The sequence below is a fragment of the Kineosporia mesophila genome, assembly GCF_021129235.1.
GTDB classification, from domain to species: domain Bacteria; phylum Actinomycetota; class Actinomycetes; order Actinomycetales; family Kineosporiaceae; genus Kineosporia; species Kineosporia mesophila.
This window is the reverse complement of the sequence record NZ_JAJOMA010000019.1, coordinates 143,930-161,667: the sequence shown is the minus strand read 5'-3', so window position 1 is coordinate 161,667 and position 17,738 is coordinate 143,930. Positions and strand designations below refer to the sequence as shown.

Annotated in this window: 14 protein-coding genes; all 14 read left to right on the top strand. The window is 71.2% G+C overall.

Annotated elements, in window-relative coordinates:
- The first annotated feature begins 534 nt into the window (after positions 1–534).
- The 14 genes from LR393_RS24930 to LR393_RS24865 all read left to right on the top strand — a co-directional run bounded on the left by LR393_RS24930 (position 535) and on the right by LR393_RS24865 (position 17,422).
- Entirely contained in the window at positions 535–2,934 is a 2,400-nt protein-coding gene (locus LR393_RS24930; RefSeq protein WP_231487131.1) for a tetratricopeptide repeat protein, read from the top strand.
- A 115-nt stretch (positions 2,935–3,049) separates the two neighbouring features.
- Positions 3,050–3,400, top strand: a complete 351-nt coding sequence (locus LR393_RS24925; RefSeq protein WP_231487130.1) for a hypothetical protein — start codon at positions 3,050–3,052, stop codon at positions 3,398–3,400.
- The gene (locus LR393_RS24920) at positions 3,397–4,446 is read left to right on the top strand and encodes an HAD-IIA family hydrolase (RefSeq protein ID WP_231487129.1); all 1,050 of its coding nucleotides are present in this window, start codon (positions 3,397–3,399) and stop codon (positions 4,444–4,446) included. Before LR393_RS24925 ends, LR393_RS24920 begins: the two co-directional genes overlap by 4 nt.
- 54 nt (positions 4,447–4,500) lie before the next feature.
- The gene (locus tag LR393_RS24915) at positions 4,501–5,013 is read left to right on the top strand and encodes a hypothetical protein (protein ID WP_231487128.1); all 513 of its coding nucleotides are present in this window, start codon (positions 4,501–4,503) and stop codon (positions 5,011–5,013) included.
- Positions 5,014–5,814, top strand: coding sequence for a TlyA family RNA methyltransferase (locus LR393_RS24910; RefSeq protein ID WP_231487127.1), 801 nt, complete (start codon positions 5,014–5,016; stop codon positions 5,812–5,814).
- Between the two features lie 64 nt (positions 5,815–5,878).
- Positions 5,879–6,949 carry an NAD kinase gene (locus tag LR393_RS24905; RefSeq protein WP_231487126.1) on the top strand — a complete coding sequence of 357 codons (1,071 nt, stop codon included), beginning with the start codon at positions 5,879–5,881 and terminating at the stop codon, positions 6,947–6,949.
- 10 nt (positions 6,950–6,959) lie between these two features.
- Positions 6,960–8,759 carry a DNA repair protein RecN gene (gene recN, locus LR393_RS24900; protein ID WP_231487125.1) on the top strand — a complete coding sequence of 600 codons (1,800 nt, stop codon included), beginning with the start codon at positions 6,960–6,962 and terminating at the stop codon, positions 8,757–8,759.
- Between the two features lie 148 nt (positions 8,760–8,907).
- On the top strand, positions 8,908–10,140 hold the full coding sequence (gene steA, locus LR393_RS24895; RefSeq protein ID WP_269327839.1) for a putative cytokinetic ring protein SteA: 1,233 nt from the start codon (positions 8,908–8,910) through the stop codon (positions 10,138–10,140).
- The gene (locus LR393_RS24890; RefSeq protein ID WP_231487123.1) at positions 10,140–11,162 is read left to right on the top strand and encodes a copper transporter; all 1,023 of its coding nucleotides are present in this window, start codon (positions 10,140–10,142) and stop codon (positions 11,160–11,162) included. The genes steA and LR393_RS24890 overlap by 1 nt, the downstream gene beginning before the upstream one ends.
- On the top strand, positions 11,159–12,019 hold the full coding sequence (locus LR393_RS24885; RefSeq protein ID WP_231487122.1) for a hypothetical protein: 861 nt from the start codon (positions 11,159–11,161) through the stop codon (positions 12,017–12,019). The genes LR393_RS24890 and LR393_RS24885 overlap by 4 nt, the downstream gene beginning before the upstream one ends.
- A 151-nt stretch (positions 12,020–12,170) precedes the next feature.
- The gene (gene murJ, locus LR393_RS24880; protein WP_231487121.1) at positions 12,171–13,844 is read left to right on the top strand and encodes a murein biosynthesis integral membrane protein MurJ; all 1,674 of its coding nucleotides are present in this window, start codon (positions 12,171–12,173) and stop codon (positions 13,842–13,844) included.
- Complete coding sequence (locus tag LR393_RS24875) at positions 13,841–14,953, top strand: glycosyltransferase family 4 protein (RefSeq protein WP_231487120.1); 1,113 nt, start codon at positions 13,841–13,843, stop codon at positions 14,951–14,953. Before murJ ends, LR393_RS24875 begins: the two co-directional genes overlap by 4 nt.
- A 100-nt stretch (positions 14,954–15,053) precedes the next feature.
- The gene (locus LR393_RS24870; protein WP_331282977.1) at positions 15,054–16,787 is read left to right on the top strand and encodes a CTP synthase; all 1,734 of its coding nucleotides are present in this window, start codon (positions 15,054–15,056) and stop codon (positions 16,785–16,787) included.
- Positions 16,784–17,422: an NUDIX domain-containing protein gene (locus LR393_RS24865; protein ID WP_231487119.1), complete on the top strand. Its 639-nt coding sequence runs from the start codon at positions 16,784–16,786 to the stop codon at positions 17,420–17,422. Before LR393_RS24870 ends, LR393_RS24865 begins: the two co-directional genes overlap by 4 nt.
- The last annotated feature ends 316 nt before the right edge of the window (positions 17,423–17,738 follow it).

Below are 17,738 nucleotides of genomic sequence, written 5' to 3'. Positions count from 1 at the left end.
CTTCATAGATAGTGGTGGCGGCCGCTCCAGTTCATGGTCGTGTTCACCCGTTGAATCCGCGCCCGCGTCAATCGCAGGGCGCGACGATTCCGGGGCAACGGACACGGACCAGGAGTAGGCCGCCATCACTGTTTTTCCATGCCGCTGTTCGGGTCCACGTCGACACGGACGGCGGGAGCAGTGCCAGGCTCGTGATGTACTGGTACGTCTTCTGAACAGTGCTGGCCGCCGGTATATGGCGGAACTGGGCGTCCCGGATGCGGCGCGCCCCGGGCCCATGGCTTCCGCCTGCGATGACGACGCCTCGCAGCGCGAGCACGATGAACGAAGCATCACCGAGCAGTCAAAGGATTGGAAGTCATGGCCGGCGAGCCCGACAGGCAGCGTCCTCGATCGAACGAGTCCGGTAAGGGCGGTCCCAGTAGAGGGTCGGCCGGAGGCCGTGGCGATCGGGACGGGCAGTCGCGCACGGGTGACCGTGGCCGCGCCCCGTCCCGTGGCGGCAGCTCGTACGGCAGCGGCCGGGTGGCCGGCATGCGTACGTCCCGATCCTCCAGCGAGGGCGGCAGCTTCTCCCGTGACGGTGAGCGCGGCGGCTCGCGTCCCTCCGGCAGCGGTGGTTTCCGCTCGGGTGGACCTAGCCGTGATGGTGGCCCCCGGGGTGGTGACCGCGACAACCGTAGTTCCAATGGCGACCGGGGCGGTTTCCGCTCGGGTGGTTCCGGTGGCCAGGGCGGCGACCGTGGTGGTTTCCGCTCCGGTGGCTCCGGCGCCCCGTCCGGCGATCGTGGCGGCTTCCGCTCCGGCGGCCAGGGTGGTGACCGCGGTGGCTTCCGTTCCGGCGGTCCCGGTGGCGACCGAGGTGGATTCCGTGACAGCCGTGGCGGTTCCGGCAGCTCGGGCGGTGACCGGGGCGGTTTCCGTTCCGGTGGTCCGGGCAGCTCGGGCGGCGATCGTGGCGGTTTCCGGTCCGGTCCGCGCGAAGGTGGCTTCAACAGCGACCGTAGTGGCTTCAAGCCCGGCGGTCGTGACGGGGGCAGCAGCGACCGAGGCGGCTTCCGTTCCGGTGGTGACCGTGACAACCGCGGCGGCGGCGACCGTGGTGGCTTCCGCACAGGTGGCGACCGTGGCGGCAGTGACCGGGGCGGCTTCCGTTCCGGTGGTGACCGTGACAACCGCGGTGGCTCCGGCGATCGTGGTGGCTTCCGCTCCGGCGGCCAGGGCGGCGACCGTCCCGGCTTCCGTCCGGGTGGTTCCTCCGGCGGCGACCGCGGCGGTTTCCGGTCCGGCCCCCGTGAGGGCGGCTTCAACAACGACCGCGGCGACCGTGGCGGTTTCAAGCCCGCCGGTCGTGACGGCGGCAGCAGCGACCGCGGTGGCTTCCGTTCCGGCGGTGACCGTGACAACCGTGGTGGCGGCGACCGCGGTGGCTTCCGTTCTGGTGGTCCGGGCGGCCGGGGCGGCTTCAAGCGCGAGGGCGGCTTCAGCAACGACCGCGGTGACCGGGGCGGCTCACGTCCCGGCGGCAGCGGTGACCGGGGTGGCTTCCGTTCCGGTGGCGACCGTGACAACCGGGGCGGCGGCGACCGTGACAACCGGGGCGGCTTCCGCTCCGGCGGCCAGAGCAGCCCGAGCGGCGAGCGCGCCGGCTTCACCGGCCAGAAGCGCAGCTGGGGCGACAAGGACAACAACACCGAGTCGCGTTCCAACGAGGGCGGTTTCCCGGCCCAGCGACGCAGCTGGAACGACGACAAGCCCCGCGAGGCGCGTTCGGGCGAGGGCAGCCCGGCGAAGAGCTACGAGCGCCCCGAGCGTTCGGAGCGTCCCGACCGGGGCGAGCGTCCCTCGGGCGGCGGAGCCGGCAAGAGCTGGGGCGGACGTGAGTCCCGGGACCGGACCGAGCGTCGTCCGGCCACCCACACCCGTTCGCAGCGCTCCGACGACGGCCGCACCCTGCGCCCGATCTCGACGCGCAAGATCGTCGGTCGTGACCCGGAGATCCCCGAGGGCATCAGCGCGAGCATGCTCGAGAAGGACGTCCGCACCGAGCTCTCCGGCCTGAGCCGGGAGGTCGCGGTGCAGACCGGCGCGCACCTGGCCGCGGCGAACTACTTCATCGAGTCCGACCCCGAGCTGGCCTGGGAACACGCGGTTGCCGCCCGCAAGCGGGGGTCGCGGCTGGGCGTCGTGCGGGAGACCGCCGGCCTGGCGGCCTACCGCACCGGCCGTTACGCCGAGGCCCTCGCCGAACTGCGCACCCACCGCCGGATCTCGGGCTCGAACGAGCACCTCCCGGTGATGGCCGACGCCGAGCGTGGCCTGGGTCGTCCCGAGCGGGCGCTCGAGCTGGCCCGCAGCGCCGAGGCCAGGACGCTCGACCAGGACGGTCGCATCGAGCTGAAGATCGTCGAGTCCGGCGCCCGCGCCGACATGGGCGAGTACGACGCCGCGGTCGTGGTGCTCCAGGTGCCCGACCTCGACAGCAACCGGCGTTCACCGAGCCTGGCCCGTCTGCGGTTCGCGTACTCCGAGGCGCTCAAGCAGTCCAAGCGCAACAAGGAGGCCGACGCCTGGCGCACCCGCGCCATGGCCGAGGACCCGGACGGCACGGCCGGCGTCGGTGGCCTCGACGAGGAGGAGCTCGAGGTCATCGACCTCGAGCTGGACGCCGACGACGTTGAAGACGCCGATGACGTGGACGGCGCCGACGACGACACGGACGAGATCCGTGACGCCGCCGACGACCTCGACGACCAGGACGACGACCTCGACGACCAGGACGACGACCTCGACGACCAGGACGAGGACGAAGAAGACGACGACGAGCCGCAGGCCGGCTCCGACGTCAAGGCCGACAGTGGGAAGAGCTCGCCTCTCGAGATGCGCTTCGACTATGGCGGCAGCGAGGATGCAGACAAGAACACCGACCGGTAAGCGAGCCGCGTCCGTGATCCGGACGTGAATCGCCGGTACCGGGGCCGGGTGACATTCCATGTCGCCCGGCCCCGGTCGTTTGCCGGAGCGATCCACGGACGGATGGAGAACAACCATGGTCAGTGACACCGACGCGTTCGGTTCCCCGGAGACGGACGCCCTGGAACTCGTCCTCAGTTCGGAGCCCTCACCGCAAGCGGCGCCGCCGGCACCCGAACCGCCGGCACCTGAACCGTACGAGTCCGAGACAGTGGTCCTGCCACAACCGGGGGAGCCCTCGCCCGAGCCGGCGGCCGGGCTCGACCTTCTCGACGGCGTGGATCCGGAGCCGGAGTACGTGCCCGCCCTGATCGACGGCGACGACGAACCGATGGTCCTCGACCAGCCGGTGACCACGACGGACGCCGAGCCGGTGCAGGCCGAGGACACCCTGATGGCGGGGGACGACTACGGTGACGTCCTGTGAGTTCTTCATCCACGCTGATCGGGCTGGACCGCGCGCCGTCCGCCGAGTTCGACACCGTCCTGCTCGACCTCGACGGGGTCGTCTACATCGGGCCGAAGGCCGTCGACGGAGCCCCCGAGGCCCTGGAACGGGTCCGGGCCGAGGGCACCCGCACGGCCTTCGTGACCAACAACGCCTCCCGGCCGCCGCGGGTCGTGGCCGAGCATCTGCGCGAGCTGGGTGTTCACGCGCAGGACGACGACGTGGTCAACTCGGCGCAGGCCGCGTCCGCGTTGTTCGCCAAGCGCCTGCCCGCCGGGTCGAAGGTGCTGGTGGTCGGCGGCGTCGGGCTCTACGAGGCGCTGGAGGCCACCGGCCTGAAGCCGGTCGGCTCGATGGACGACGAGCCCGTCGCCGTGGTGCAGGGCTTCTCACCCGACCTGAACTGGCAACTGCTGGTCGAGGGCACCCGCGCGGTCCGCGCCGGGCTGCCCTGGATCGCCACCAACATGGACGCCACCGTACCCACCCCGTACGGCCCGGCCCCCGGCAACGGCACGATGGTCGAGGCCGTCATCACCGCCACGAAGGTTCAGCCCGAGGTGGCGGGCAAGCCGCAGCCCACGCTGTTCCTGGAGGCCGCCGCCCGCTACGGCAGCGAGAAGGCCGTCGTCGTCGGCGACCGGCTGGACACCGACCTCGAGGGCGCCCGCGCCGCCGGCCTGGTGGGTCTCATCGTGCTCACCGGTGTGCACCGGGTGACTGATCTGATCGCCGCCCCCGCGCACACGCGTCCCCACTTGATCGCCCGTGACCTCGGTGGCCTGCTCGAACCGCACCCCGCCCCGAAGGTGCAGGGCGACCTGGTCACGGTCGGTGATTCGCGGGTCCGCGTCGGGAAGGGCGCGGTCATCGTGATCGACGCCGGTTCGGACGCGCTGAATCTGCTGCGGGCCGGTTGCGTGGCGGCCTGGGCCTACCAGGACCGCTACGACGACGTGGCCGGTTCCGAGGCTCTGCTCAGCGAGCTCTACGCGATGGAGAGCGACGGCCCCTGGGGCCGGTAGCGTGACGCTCAGCATGTCCACCCACGTCAGCCCGACGAGCCCGGAGGGAACACCGTGACGAGCGAGTACCCGCCCGTCCGCACAGGCCTGCCCGGTTCGTTCGGCGCCACCCCCCTGTCTATCCGCCCGCCCCAGCCCTGGGACCTGCCCGAAGAGCCCGAAGATCAGCTTGAGGACGATCTGACGGGCGATGATTCCCGGCTCATCTCAGATGAGGCGATAACAGGCCGTAGAGCAGGTGAAGTGGATATCGACTCCGGCCTTGTTCGTGATCGGGCAATCCCCCAGCCCTTGAGGAACCCGGCGGTGCCCCCACCTCCCGGGGAAGGTTCGCACGATCACGAACAAGGTCATCCGCAACCGGTGCCGACGGAACCGCGGACCGATGCGCCGGCCGACTCGTCCTCAATTTCTGCTCCGAAGCCCCCGGTGACGGGGGACCGCGCGGTGGACGAGGCGATGGAACTGGTGTCGGACTCGTTCGGCGCGGACCTCGATCTCCAGCTCCAGGCCTATGAATCGGCCCATCAGACGTTGCAGGACCGGCTCGCGGATGTAGAGAGTTAGATGGCCAAGCTGATCAGGCTGGATGCCGAACTGGTACGCCGCAAACTGGCTCGTTCGAGAGAGTCGGCCGCGCAGCTCGTGCACGACGGGCGCGTCACCGTGGCGGGCTGGCCGGCCTCGAAACCCGCGACCCGGGTCGACCCGGCGGTCGCGATCGTGGTGAAGAAGGACGAGTCCGATCCTGGGTACGCCAGCCGGGGTGGGCACAAACTGGCCGGTGCGCTGGACCGTTTCCCGCAGATCGACGTGACCGGCCGGCGCTGTCTGGATGCGGGTGCGAGCACGGGCGGGTTCACCGACGTGCTGCTGCGCCGCGGCGCGGGACACGTGGTGGCGGTGGACGTCGGTTACGGGCAGCTGGTGTGGTCGTTGCAGCAGGATCCGCGGGTGACGGTGCTGGACCGCACCAACATTCGTGAGCTCCAGCCGGAACAAGTGGCCCCCGCCCCGTCGCTGGTGGTGGGGGACCTGTCGTTCATCTCGCTGCGGTTGGTACTGCCGGCGCTGGTGGGATGTACGGCCCCGGACGCGGACCTGCTGCTCATGGTGAAGCCCCAGTTCGAGGTGGGGCGCGAGCGGCTGGGTTCAGGCGGTGTGGTGCGGGATCCGGCGGTGAGGGCGGACGCGGTGCGCATGGTGGCGGACGCGGCCTTCGAGCTGGGTCGCGGGGTCCGGGGTGTGGTGGCGAGCCCGCTGCCGGGTCCCAGTGGCAACGTGGAGTTCTTCCTCTGGCTGACCGCCGGTGCGCCGCCGCTGGAGCCGGCCGCACTGGAGCAGGCCATCGCCGACGGGCCCGCGTGAGACGTCCGGTCGGCACGCGAACAAGAGCACAGACAAGAGCAACAGCACCGATCGAGGGAGCTTCATGAGCACACCCGACCGCCGGGTGCTCGTCCTGGCCCACACCGGCCGGGACACTGCCGTCGCGGCCGCCGAGGAGCTCGTGCACCTGCTCGTGGACGCCGGCATCAAGCCCATCGTCATGCCCAGCGACTCCGAGGGCCTGACCGGCAAGACGATGCAGTTGCTGCACCAGACCAGCCCGAAGGATCCGCTCGACGCGATCGAGCTGGTCATCGTGCTGGGCGGTGACGGCACGATCCTGCGCGGCGCCGAGCTGGTGCGCGGTCATCGCGCCCCGCTGCTGGGGGTGAACCTCGGGCACGTCGGGTTCCTGGCCGAGTCCGAGCGCGACGACCTGGCCTACACCGTGCAGCGCATCGCGGCGCGCGACTACGAGGTTGAGGAACGGATGACGCTCGATGTCGCCGTGCACGTCGACGGCGAGAAGATCGCCGACCTGTGGGCGGTCAACGAGGCCTCGGTGGAGAAGGCCAACCGCGAGCGCATGATCGAGGTGGTGATCGAGGTCGACGGCCGGCCGGTGACCGAGTTCGGGTGCGACGGTGTGGTCATGGCCACGCCGACCGGATCGACGGCGTATGCGTTCTCGGCCGGTGGCCCGATCGTCTGGCCGGAGGTCGAGGCGTTGCTGCTGGCCCCTCTGAGCGCCCACGCCCTGTTCGCCCGTCCGATGGTGGTGGCGCCGACGTCGGTGCCGGCCGTGGAGCTGGTGCAGGGCACGCCCGGCCGGGCGATGCTCTGGTGCGACGGCCGCCGCAGCATGGACCTGCCCCCGGGCGCACGGGTCGAGGTGCGGCGCTCGGCGGTGCCGGTGCGGCTGGCCCGGCTGGCCCGTCCGCCGTTCACCGACCGGCTCGTGGCCAAGTTCGGTCTGCCGGTCCACGGCTGGCGCGGACGCGCTCTGCGGGGCTCGGACGGATCCTCACGCGAGTGGCGGGACCGCGTCGATTCGCCGGAGACGTCAGTCAAGGGTCCGGAATGTCCTTCGAACACCGTTTCGAACGGCGGATCCGGGAAGAACCCGGACGGAACCGGGCCGTCGGCCTCGCCGACTACTCAAAACCTGCCCTAGAGTCGTCGACGTGCTTCAGGAGATGCACCTGCGCGGTCTGGGCGTGATCGACGACGCGGTGCTGGAATTCAAGCCCGGACTGACCGTCGTCACGGGTGAGACCGGCGCCGGTAAAACGATGGTCGTGACCGGGCTAGGCCTGCTCATGGGTGGTAGGGCGGATGCCGGGGCGGTCCGTGAGGGCTACCAGAGCGCCCTGGTCGAGGGGCGTCTCGTCCTCGATCCGAAGAACGCGGCGGTGGGCAAGGCGATCGAGGCGGGCGCGGAGCTGGACGACGGCGACACGCTCGTCATCGCCCGCACGGTCTCGGCCGAGGGCCGGTCGCGGGCCCACGTCGGTGGGCGCGGTGTGCCCAACGGGCTGCTCGGCGAGATGGCCGGCGACCTGGTGGCGGTGCACGGGCAGAGCGACCAGATCCGGTTGCAGTCGCAATCACGTCAGCGGGAGTCGCTCGACCGTTTCGGCGGGGCCACGGTGGCGAAGGCGCTGGCGACCTACCGCAAGACCTACGCCGAGATGCGCAAGCTCGACAAGAAGCACCGCGAGATCACCCAGCAGTTCGCCGAGCGCGCCGCGGAGGCCGAGCGGCTGCGCGCCGGGCTGGCGGAGATCGAGAAGGTCGCCCCGCAGCCAGGGGAGGACCACGAGCTGAAGGCCGAGTCGCAGCGCCTCTCGCACGCCGAGGGGCTGCAGCAGGCGGCGGCCACGGCCAACGAGGCGCTGTCGGGTGAGTCGGAGGGCAGCGGGTACGCCGTGGCCGCGCTGATGAACCAGGTGCGGCGGGCGCTTGAGGGCGGCGCCGCGCACGACCCGGCCCTGGGTGATCTGGGCCGGCGGGCGGCGGAGATCGGCTATCTGGTGGACGACCTGGCCACCGAGTGCGCGTCGTACGCGGCCGGGGTGGAGGCCGACCCGGTGCGCCTGGCCGGGGTCGAGGACCGGCGCGCCACGCTGAGCCATCTGGTGCGGGGCTACGGCGAGGACGTCGACGCCACGCTGGCCTGGGCGCAGAAGGCGTCGGTGCGGCTGCTGGAGCTGGACAACGACGAGCAGTCGGTGGACGAGCTGGCCGCGCGGCTCGGAGAGCTGCGCAGCACGCTGGCCCGGCACGCCGTGGCGCTGACCAAGGCCCGGCGGGCGGCGGCGGCCCGGCTGGCCAAGGCCGTGACCGGTGAGCTCCAGGAACTGTCGATGGTCGGCTCGCGGCTGTTCGTCGAGGTGACGTACAAGCCGGACGACGAGGGCCTGGTGCTGGAGGCCGACAGCACGATCGACCTGACCGATCCGGCCGGTGACACCGCCACGATGCTGGGTCAGGGCCCGCCGGTGGCGTTCGGCCCGGACGGCGCCGACGAGATCGAGATGCTCCTCGCACCGCACCCCGGGGCGTCGCCGCGTCCGCTCGGCAAGGGTGCCTCCGGCGGTGAGCTGTCGCGCGTCATGCTCGGCCTGGAGGTCGTGCTCGGCGCGGTCGACCCGGTGCCCACGTTCGTGTTCGACGAGGTCGACTCCGGCGTCGGCGGCAAGGCGGCGCTCGGCATCGGCCGGCGCCTGGCCCGGCTCGCCCGTAACAGCCAGGTGCTCGTGGTGACCCACTTACCGCAGGTCGCGGCCTTCGCCGACCAGCATCTTCTGGTGCGCAAGGCGCTCAGCGGCGAGGTTACGAGCAGCGGTGTGCACACCCTCGACACCGAGGGCCGGATCCGTGAGCTTGCTCGCATGCTGGGCGGCCTGGAGGACTCCGGCTCGGCCCAGGCGCACGCCGAGGAACTGCTCGAGATGGCCGAGGCGGATCGGCAGCTGGTCTGAGGTTTCCCGGTCCGGCGATGCGTCACCCGGGTGATCCTCGGGACCGGAACCGGGTTCTGATCCGGGTGATCGGTTCCGAATCGTTGTCATCCGGAACCTTCCGCGGCCAAAGGACCGAGCCGGACATGGCACGATCGGACCCGTGAAGTTGCCGTCCCTCTCCCGTGGCCGCCGTCCCGAGCCGGCGGAAGGCCCGGGCGTCCACGGCGTCGCAAAGGTCGACAGTCGCACGAAAGACCTGACCAAGCGCCTGAACCCGGGCGACATCGCGATCATCAACCACACCGACATCGACCGGGTGGCCGCGGACGCCCTGGTCGGTGTGCGGCCGGCCGCGGTGGTGAACGCCGCGGCCAGCATCTCCGGCCGCTACCCGAACCTCGGCCCGCAGATCCTGCTCGCGGCCGGGGTGCTCCTGATCGACGGGGTGGGCGATTCCGTCCTCACCACGATCACCGAGGGCACCCGGATCCGGATCGACGGCAACGAGATCTGGGTCGACGGCCAGGTGGTGGCCCGCGGCACGAAGCAGGACGCCGCCACGGTCTCCGCCGCGATGGACGACGCCCGCGCCGGGCTCAACGTGCAGCTCGAGGCGTTCGCGGCGAACACCATGGAGTATCTGAAGAAGGAGCGCGACCTGCTCCTGGACGGCGTCGGCGTGCCCGACGTGAAGACGTCGTTCGAGGGCCGGCAGTCGCTCATCGTGGTGCGCGGGTACCACTACAAGGAAGACCTGGCCACGCTGCGCCCGTACATCCGCGAGTACCGCCCGGTGCTCGTCGGGGTGGACGGCGGGGCCGACGCCATCCTGGAGGCCGGCTACACCCCCGACATGATCGTCGGGGACATGGACTCGGTCTCCGACAAGGCCCTGACCTGCGGCGCCGAGATCGTCGTGCACGCCTATCGGGACGGCAACGCGCCCGGCCTGGTGCGGGTGCGCGAGCTCGGCGTCGACCCGGTGGTGTTCCCGGCCACCGGCACCAGCGAAGACGTCGCGATGCTGCTGGCCGACGACAAGGGCGCCTCGCTCATCGTCGCCGTCGGCACGCACGCCACCCTGGTCGAGTTCCTCGACAAGGGCCGCGCCGGCATGGCCAGCACCTTCCTGACCCGCCTGCGCGTCGGCACCAAGCTCGTCGACGCCAAGGGCGTGTCCCGGCTCTACCGCCAGCGCATCAGCAACTGGCAGCTCGCCGTCCTGGCGATCGCCGGGCTGGTCGCGCTGGGTGTCGCGCTCGCCTCGACCGAGGGCGGGCAGACGTTCTACTCGCTGATCGGGGCGCGCTGGGACGACCTGACCTCCTGGGTGCAGGGCTGGTTCACCGATCCTGCACCGGAAGCACTGACGCAGAACTGGCGGGGATTCCTCAGCTGATGATCGATTTCCGGTACCACCTCGTTTCCCTCATCTCGGTGTTCCTGGCCCTGGCGGTCGGCATCGTGCTGGGCGCCGGGCCGCTCCAGGACTCCATCGGCTCCACGCTGACCGAGCAGGTCAACGCGCTGCGCCTGGACCGCGACGACCTGCGTGACCAGCTGGCCACGGCGAACTCGGCCGTGACCCACCGCGACGAGTTCGCCCAGGCCACCACGCCCGCCCTGATCGCCGGGGCGCTGACCGGGCGCTCGATCGTCGTCGTCACCCTGCCCGGGGTGGAGGACGACGTGGTCGAGCCGCTGACCGACGCGGTGACCACGGCCGGCGGCAGCGTCACCGGCCGCATCAACGTCAGCAAGGACTGGACGGCCTCCGACAAGGAGACCGGCCGCACCGACACGCTCAGCACCCTCACCGGGAAGCTGCCCAGCGGGTACGTGCCCACCGACGGCACCACCGGCGAGCGCCTGGCCCAGACCCTGTCGACCTCGGTCGTCACCTCGGTCAGCGGCGCTGCCTCGGGTGACACCGCCGACGCCGCGACCGCGCTGAGCGGCCTGACCGACGCCGGGCTGATCGAGGTCGACGGCAGCGTGAACGGCCTGGCCTCGGCCGCCCTGGTGGTGGTCCCGGCCAACCCGGAGGCCATCAGCGACGCCTCGTCCACGGCCGGGGTCGGCGGCGACAGTGTGCCCGCGTACGTCTCCCTGGTCGCCAGGCTCGACTCCAGCGGCGGCGGCGCGGTGGCCACCGGCCCGGCCTCGGCCGCGACCAGCGGCGGGGTGCTCGACTCGATTCGCGACGACAAGACGGTGGAGGCCGAGGTGTCCACCGTCGACACCGGCTCGACCGCGATGGGGGTGGCGTCCGCCGTGCTCGCCCTGCAGGAACAGCTCGCCGGGGGATCCGGCTCGTACGGCTTCGCCCAGGGGGTGGACGACATCCTGCCGCCGATCACGGTGCGCCCGGTCGAGACCCCCACCACCGAGGCCACGAGCAAGAAGAAGGGCGACAAGTGATCCGCCGGCTGCTCGTCGCCGGGGGTGCGGCCCTGGCTGCCCGGGGGGCCTGGGAACTGCTGCTGAAGAACCCGCCCGGCGGCCGGAAGCTGTGGGAGCGCACCAATCACCGCGGCGAGACGCTGACCCTGCTCGAGGGCCCGGCCTACACGCTGGGCGCGGCCGCCGCCACGGTGCTGACGCCGGGCATCCCGGCCCGGGTGAAGACCGCCGCGGTGGTCGCCACGGTGGGTGGCGGCACGTTCGGCGCGATCGACGACCTGCGCGAGACCGGCAAGAGCAAGGGCCTGCGCGGTCACCTCGGTGAGCTCGCCCGCGGCCACGTCACCACCGGTGGCCTGAAGGTGCTCGGCATCGGGGCGACCGGCCTGGTCGTGGCGCTGCTGGTGCCCTCCCGTCGCGAGCTGAACGATTCCGGACCGCTCGTGCGCGGTCTCAGTGCCGCCACCGACACGCTGGTCTCCGGCGCGGTGGTGGCCGGCTCGGCGAACCTGATGAACCTCTTCGACCTGCGACCGGGCCGGGCGATCAAGGTGGCGCTGCTGTTCGCGCCCGCCGCCTCCGGAGGGTCACCCGCGGGCCGTCTCGTCGCCGTCGCCTGTGGCGCCGGCGCCGGGCTGCTGCCCGTCGACCTGGCCGAGAAGGCGATGCTCGGCGACACCGGGGCCAACGCCGCCGGGGCCCTGCTCGGCACCGCGGCCGTCAGCGGCCTGGGCCGCAAGGGGCAGCTGGCCGTGCTGGCCGTGGTCGGCGGTCTGACCCTGGCCAGCGAGAAAGTCAGCTTCACCAAGGTGATCGCGAGGACGCCGGTGCTGCGCGAGCTCGACCAGCTGGGCCGCCGCCCCGCCCAGCAGTAGCCCACCACCCCTTCTCTCGTTCGTGATCATGCAATACCTCCCCAGCGTTCTAGAACTCTCGAGCGAGGAGTTCTAGAAGTCCGGGGAGGTATTGCATGATCACGAACAAAATCATGAGCTTTGATGACGACGACCAGGGAGGGCTGCGGCGGTGAGCGCTGACGACCTGACGCCCACACCGGCCGCACCTGCCCCCGGAACCCCACCACCCGCGTCCTCGGCCGGATCGGTCGGGAGGGGGCTGCTCGCCTCGGCCGCGCTGATCGCCGCCGTGACCGTGGTGGCTCGGGTGGTCGGGTTCGGGCGATGGTTGTCGTTCTCCAGCGGGGTCGGCGTGAGCGACGTGGGGAGTGCTTACTCCTCGGCGAACCTCTTGCCCAACGTGCTCTACGAGGTGGTGGCGGGCGGTGCGCTGGCGAGCGCTGTGGTGCCGTTGCTGGCCGGTCCGCTGACACGTGGCAACCGGGCGGAGATCGACCGGATCGTCTCGGCGCTGATCGGCTGGGTGCTGGTGGTGCTGGTGCCGCTGTCGGCGGTACTCGCGCTGCTGGCCGGGCCGTTGTCGAAGGTGCTGGTCAACGGGAACATCGACGGGCAACGGGATCTCGTGGCCCGGATGATCGCCGTGTTCGCCCCGCAGGTGGCCCTCTACGGCATCGGCGTGGTGCTGACCGGCGCCCTGACGGCTCATCGGCGCTTCTTGTGGCCGGCCGCCGCACCCTTGCTGTCGAGTCTCGTGGTGATCGTGGCTTACCAGGTCTACGGCGTCCTGACCGTGCCGAAGCAGAAGGTGGCCACTCTCCCCGGAGGGGCCGAGGCCTGGCTGACCTGGGGTACGACCGCCGGGGTCGCGGTGATGACGCTGCCGCTGCTGGTGCCGACCTGGAAGGCCGGTATCCGCATCCGTCCCACCCTGACCTTCCCGCCGGGCGTTGCCCGACGGGGCCTGGCCCTCGCCGCGGCCGGCATCTCCGCACTCCTTGCGCAGCAGGCCTCGATGCTCGTGGTTCTGCTCCTGGCCAACCACAACGACGTGAAGAACGCCTACAACGTCTTCCAGTACACCCAGGCCGTCTACCTGCTGCCCTACGCCGTGCTCGCGGTGCCGCTGGCGACCAGCGCGTTCCCGCGTCTGGCGGAGCGGGCGAACCGGGGCGACCACGCCGGGTTCGCCGCCACCGCGGCCGCCAGCACCCGCGTCGTGGTGCTGGTCTCGCTGTTCGGCACGGCCGTGCTGGCCGGCGCCGCGGTGCCGGTGGGGGAGTTCTTCACCGCGATCGACAGGTCGGGCAAGAGCTCCGAGGCCCTGGCCTCGATGGGTACGGCACTGACCGTGATGGCTCCCGGCCTGGTCGGCTTCGCGCTGATCGCCCACATCGGCCGGGCCCTCTACGCCCGCGAGCGCGGCCGGGCCGCGGCCGTCGCGACCGCCGCGGGCTGGGCCGTCGTGATCGTCGGATCGGTGGTCGGGACCCGCGTCACCTCGGTCGTCACCGGGCTGGCGTGGGGCAACACGATCGGTATGAGTGTCGCCGGGCTGCTTCTGGTGCTGGCGTTGCGCCGGGTGGCCGGTCCGGCCTCGACGGAGGGCCTGGGCCGGCTCGTGCTGCTGGCGGGGCTCGCCGCCCTGGTCGCCGCGGCCGCCGGGCACGGGGTCGCCCACCTGGTGCTCGACGGGCGGGCCGCGACGGTGACGTGGAGTCTGACAGCCGGTGTGCTCGCCGGGGCGGTGGCGACAGCTGTGTTCGGTGTGCTCCTCGCGGTGCTGGATCGCAAGAATCTGGGCATGCTGACCGAACGGATCTTGCGGAGGAGCAACTCTTGAGTGCTGATCGTGTTCTGCTCGTCACCGGACCGGCCACCGGCGGTGTCGCCGGGCACGTGGCCGGGCTGGCGTCCGGGCTGGCCGGACTGGGCTGGGACGTCGCGGTGTTCACCAGTCCGGTGACAGCCACCCGGCTGCCCGCGACGGGTGTGCGGGTGTTCCCGGAGTGGCCCACCGGGCGGCACAACGTGCGTACCGCCCTGGAGACCCTGCGTGGTCTCATCGCCGGCGCCACCGTCGTGCACGCGCACGGCCACCAGGCCGGGCTGCTGACGGTGCTGGCCGCCGCCAAGCTCGGCCGACGCCGCCCACCGGTGATCGTGACCTGGCACAACGCCGTCCTGGGCAGCGGTCCCAAGCGTCGGGTGCAGGCCCTTGCCGAGCAGGTCCAGGCCCGGCAGGCCGACCTGGTCACCGGGGCCTCGTCCGACCTGGTCGAGCGGGCCCGGGAGCTGGGCGCGAGGAACCCGGAGCTGACGATCGTGTCGGCGCAGGCCCCCGGGCCACTGACCGAGGGGAGCTCAGCCGCGTCCCCAGTTGGGCTCGACGACGGCCTCGAGCCGCGCCGCGGACCCCTGGTGCTCACCGTGTCGCGGATCGCCCCGCAGAAGCGCCTGGACGTGCTCGTGGACGCCGCCGCGCTGCTGTCGGCCGACGTGCTCGGCGTGCGCTGGGTCGTGGCCGGTGACGGCGACCTGGAGCTCCTGGACGAACTGGAGCGCCATCGCAACCGCGCCAACGCCCCCGTGGTCTTCCTGGGCCGCCGGGAGGACGTGCCCGCGCTGCTGGAGGAGGCCGACGTGTTCGCGCTGTCCAGCGACTGGGAGGCGCGTCCGCTGGCGGTTCAGGAGGCCATGGTGGCCGGGGTGCCGGTGGTCGCCACCGCGGTGGGCGGGGTCTCCGACCTGCTGGACGGTGCCGGGGCGCTCGTGCAGCCCGGTTCGGCCCCGGCGCTCGCGGCCGCGGTGAAGGAGCTGCTGAACGACCCGCTGCGCGCGGCGGACCTGGCCCAGCGGGCCCGGGTCCGGGTGGCGTCACTGCCCGGTGAGGACGAGATCACGCAGGGTTGGTCGGATCGATACCGGCAGTTGGTCCGCGCGTCCGGATGAGTTGGATCCCGCCCTGAATTATGGGAAGTTCCGTTCGCTTCCGGGCGAACGGGACGGGTGGGTCCACAGGTCCCCGCAGACCCTGATAACGTGAAAGCCCGTGGCTCAGCGGATACCAGAACACACCAAGCAGATCTTCGTCACGGGTGGCGTCGCCTCTTCTCTCGGCAAGGGGCTGTCGGCTTCCAGCCTGGGTCACCTTCTCCGGGCCCGCGGCTTGCGCGTCGCGATGCAGAAGCTCGACCCATACCTGAATGTCGACCCCGGCACGATGAACCCGTTCCAGCACGGCGAGGTCTTCGTGACCGACGACGGCGCCGAGACGGACCTCGACATCGGGCACTACGAGCGTTTTCTCGACGTGGAGTTCGGCCAGTCGGCCAACGTGACCACGGGCCAGGTCTACTCGTCCGTGATCGCCAAGGAGCGCCGCGGTGAGTACCTCGGCGACACCGTGCAGGTCATCCCGCACATCACCGACGAGATCAAGTCGCGGATGCGGGCCCAGGCCAGCGTCGCCGACGTGATCATCACCGAGATCGGTGGCACCGTCGGTGACATCGAGTCGCTGCCGTTCCTCGAGGCCGCCCGTCAGGTGCGCCGCGAGGTGGGGCGCGACAACGTCCTCTTCATCCATGTCTCCCTGGTGCCCTACCTGGCGCCCAGCGGCGAGCTGAAGACCAAGCCCACCCAGCACTCGGTGGCGGCCCTGCGCAACATCGGTATCCAGCCGGATGCGCTGATCTGCCGCTCCGACCGTGACATCCCCGAGAGCATGAAGCGCAAGATCGCGCTGACCTGCGACGTCGACCTCGAGGCAGTGGTCACCTGCGCCGATGCGCCGTCCATCTACGACATCCCCAAGGTGCTGCACTCCGAGGGCCTCGACGCCTTCGTGGTGCGCCGCCTGAACCTGTCGTTCCGGGACGTCGAGTGGGACGACTGGAACGAGCTGCTGCGTCGCGTGCACCAGCCGCGTCACCGGATCGACCTCGCCCTCGTGGGAAAGTACATCGACCTGCCCGACGCCTACCTGTCGGTCACCGAGGCCCTGCGCGCCGGTGGCTTCGACCAGGACGCCAAGGTCAACATCCGCTGGGTCGCCGCCGACACCTGCGAGACCCGTGAGGGTGCGGCCAAGGCCCTGCGGGGCGTCGACGCGATCTGTGTGCCCGGTGGTTTCGGCGTGCGGGGGATCGAGGGCAAGCTCGGCGCCCTGACCTACGCCCGCGAGAACCAGATCCCCACTCTGGGGCTGTGTCTCGGCCTCCAGGCGATGGTGATCGAGTACGCCCGCAGCGTCGCCGGCCTGACCGGGGCCAGCAGCACCGAGTTCGAGCCGGACGCGAAGCACCCGGTCATCGCCACCATGGACGAGCAGAAGCACATCGTCTCGGGCGACGGCGACATGGGCGGCACCATGCGTCTGGGTGCCTACCCGGCCGTGCTCGCCGAGGGCAGCATCGTGCGGAACGTCTACGGCAGCGCCAAGGTCTCCGAGCGTCACCGGCACCGCTACGAGGTCAACAACAACTACCTCAAGCAGCTTCAGGACGCGGGTCTCTCCTTCTCCGGGATGTCTCCCGACCGGTCACTGGTCGAGTTCGTGGAGCTTCCGCGCGAGGTGCATCCGTACTACGTGGGCACCCAGGCGCACCCCGAGTTCAAGTCCCGCCCCGACCGGGCGCACCCGCTGTTCGCCGGGCTCATCGCCGCGGCCGTCGACCGGCAGCGCGCCGAGCTGCTGGTCGACGTCGAGACCCCGCGGGCGGCGGACGCGGATTCCCCGGCCGAGGCCGACTCGGACACCGATTCCGAGGCGGTGACCGCGTGAGCGCGCCCGACGACCTCGAGGACTTCCTCGCCCCGCGACCGGTTCTCTCGCACGACCTGATCCATCACGGCAAGGTCTGGGACATCGTCTCGGAGAAGGTCGACCTCGGTGAGGGCGGCCAGGTCACCCGCGAGCTGATGGACCACCCGGGCGCAGTGACCGTGCTGGCCATGGACGAGTCCGACCGGGTCCTGATGATCCGTCAGTACCGGCACCCGGTGCAGATGGAACTGTGGGAGCTCCCGGCCGGCCTGCTCGACGTGCCGGGGGAGGACCCGGTCGCGGCGGCCGCCCGGGAACTGCTGGAGGAGGCCGACCTTCAGGCCTCACAGTGGGACCTGCTCGCGGAGTGGTTCAACACGCCCGGTGGCAGCAACGAGGCGCTGCGGGTCTACCTGGCCCGGGGGATCTCCGAGGTGCCCGAGGCCGATCGGTACCAGCGTGACGAGGAAGAGCTGAACATGCCCACCCGCTGGGTCCCCCTCGACGAGGCCCGTGACGCGGTGCTCGCCGGGAAGATCCACAACCCGGGTGCGGTGATCGGCATCCTGGCCGCGGTGGCGTCGCGTGAGGGTGGCTGGCAGAGCCTGCGCCCCGCCGACTCGCCCTGGCCCGCGCACCGTAACTACCGGTAGGCACCTATCCGCTAGGTCCTCCCGCTCCTGTGTCGGGATCAGGCACCCCCCGGGCGCCTAGGGCTGGGGGTTGCCTGATCACGGGGGATCTGTTTTCGGTGACCACTCGTCCGCGGCGCATTGCTGCGGATGGGTGGTCACGGTCATTTCCGGATGGAGTCCCTCGGACCACTTAGGCAAAAGCCGACGCTGATCCCGCGACCGGACCGTCCGGTGGCTTCGTGGATGTGGAGGGCGCGCCGCCGGGTTCGGTCCAGGTCGGCTCCGTCCGGAGCATGAGCCGGCAGGTCTGCGTTGTGTACACCTGGTACATCCG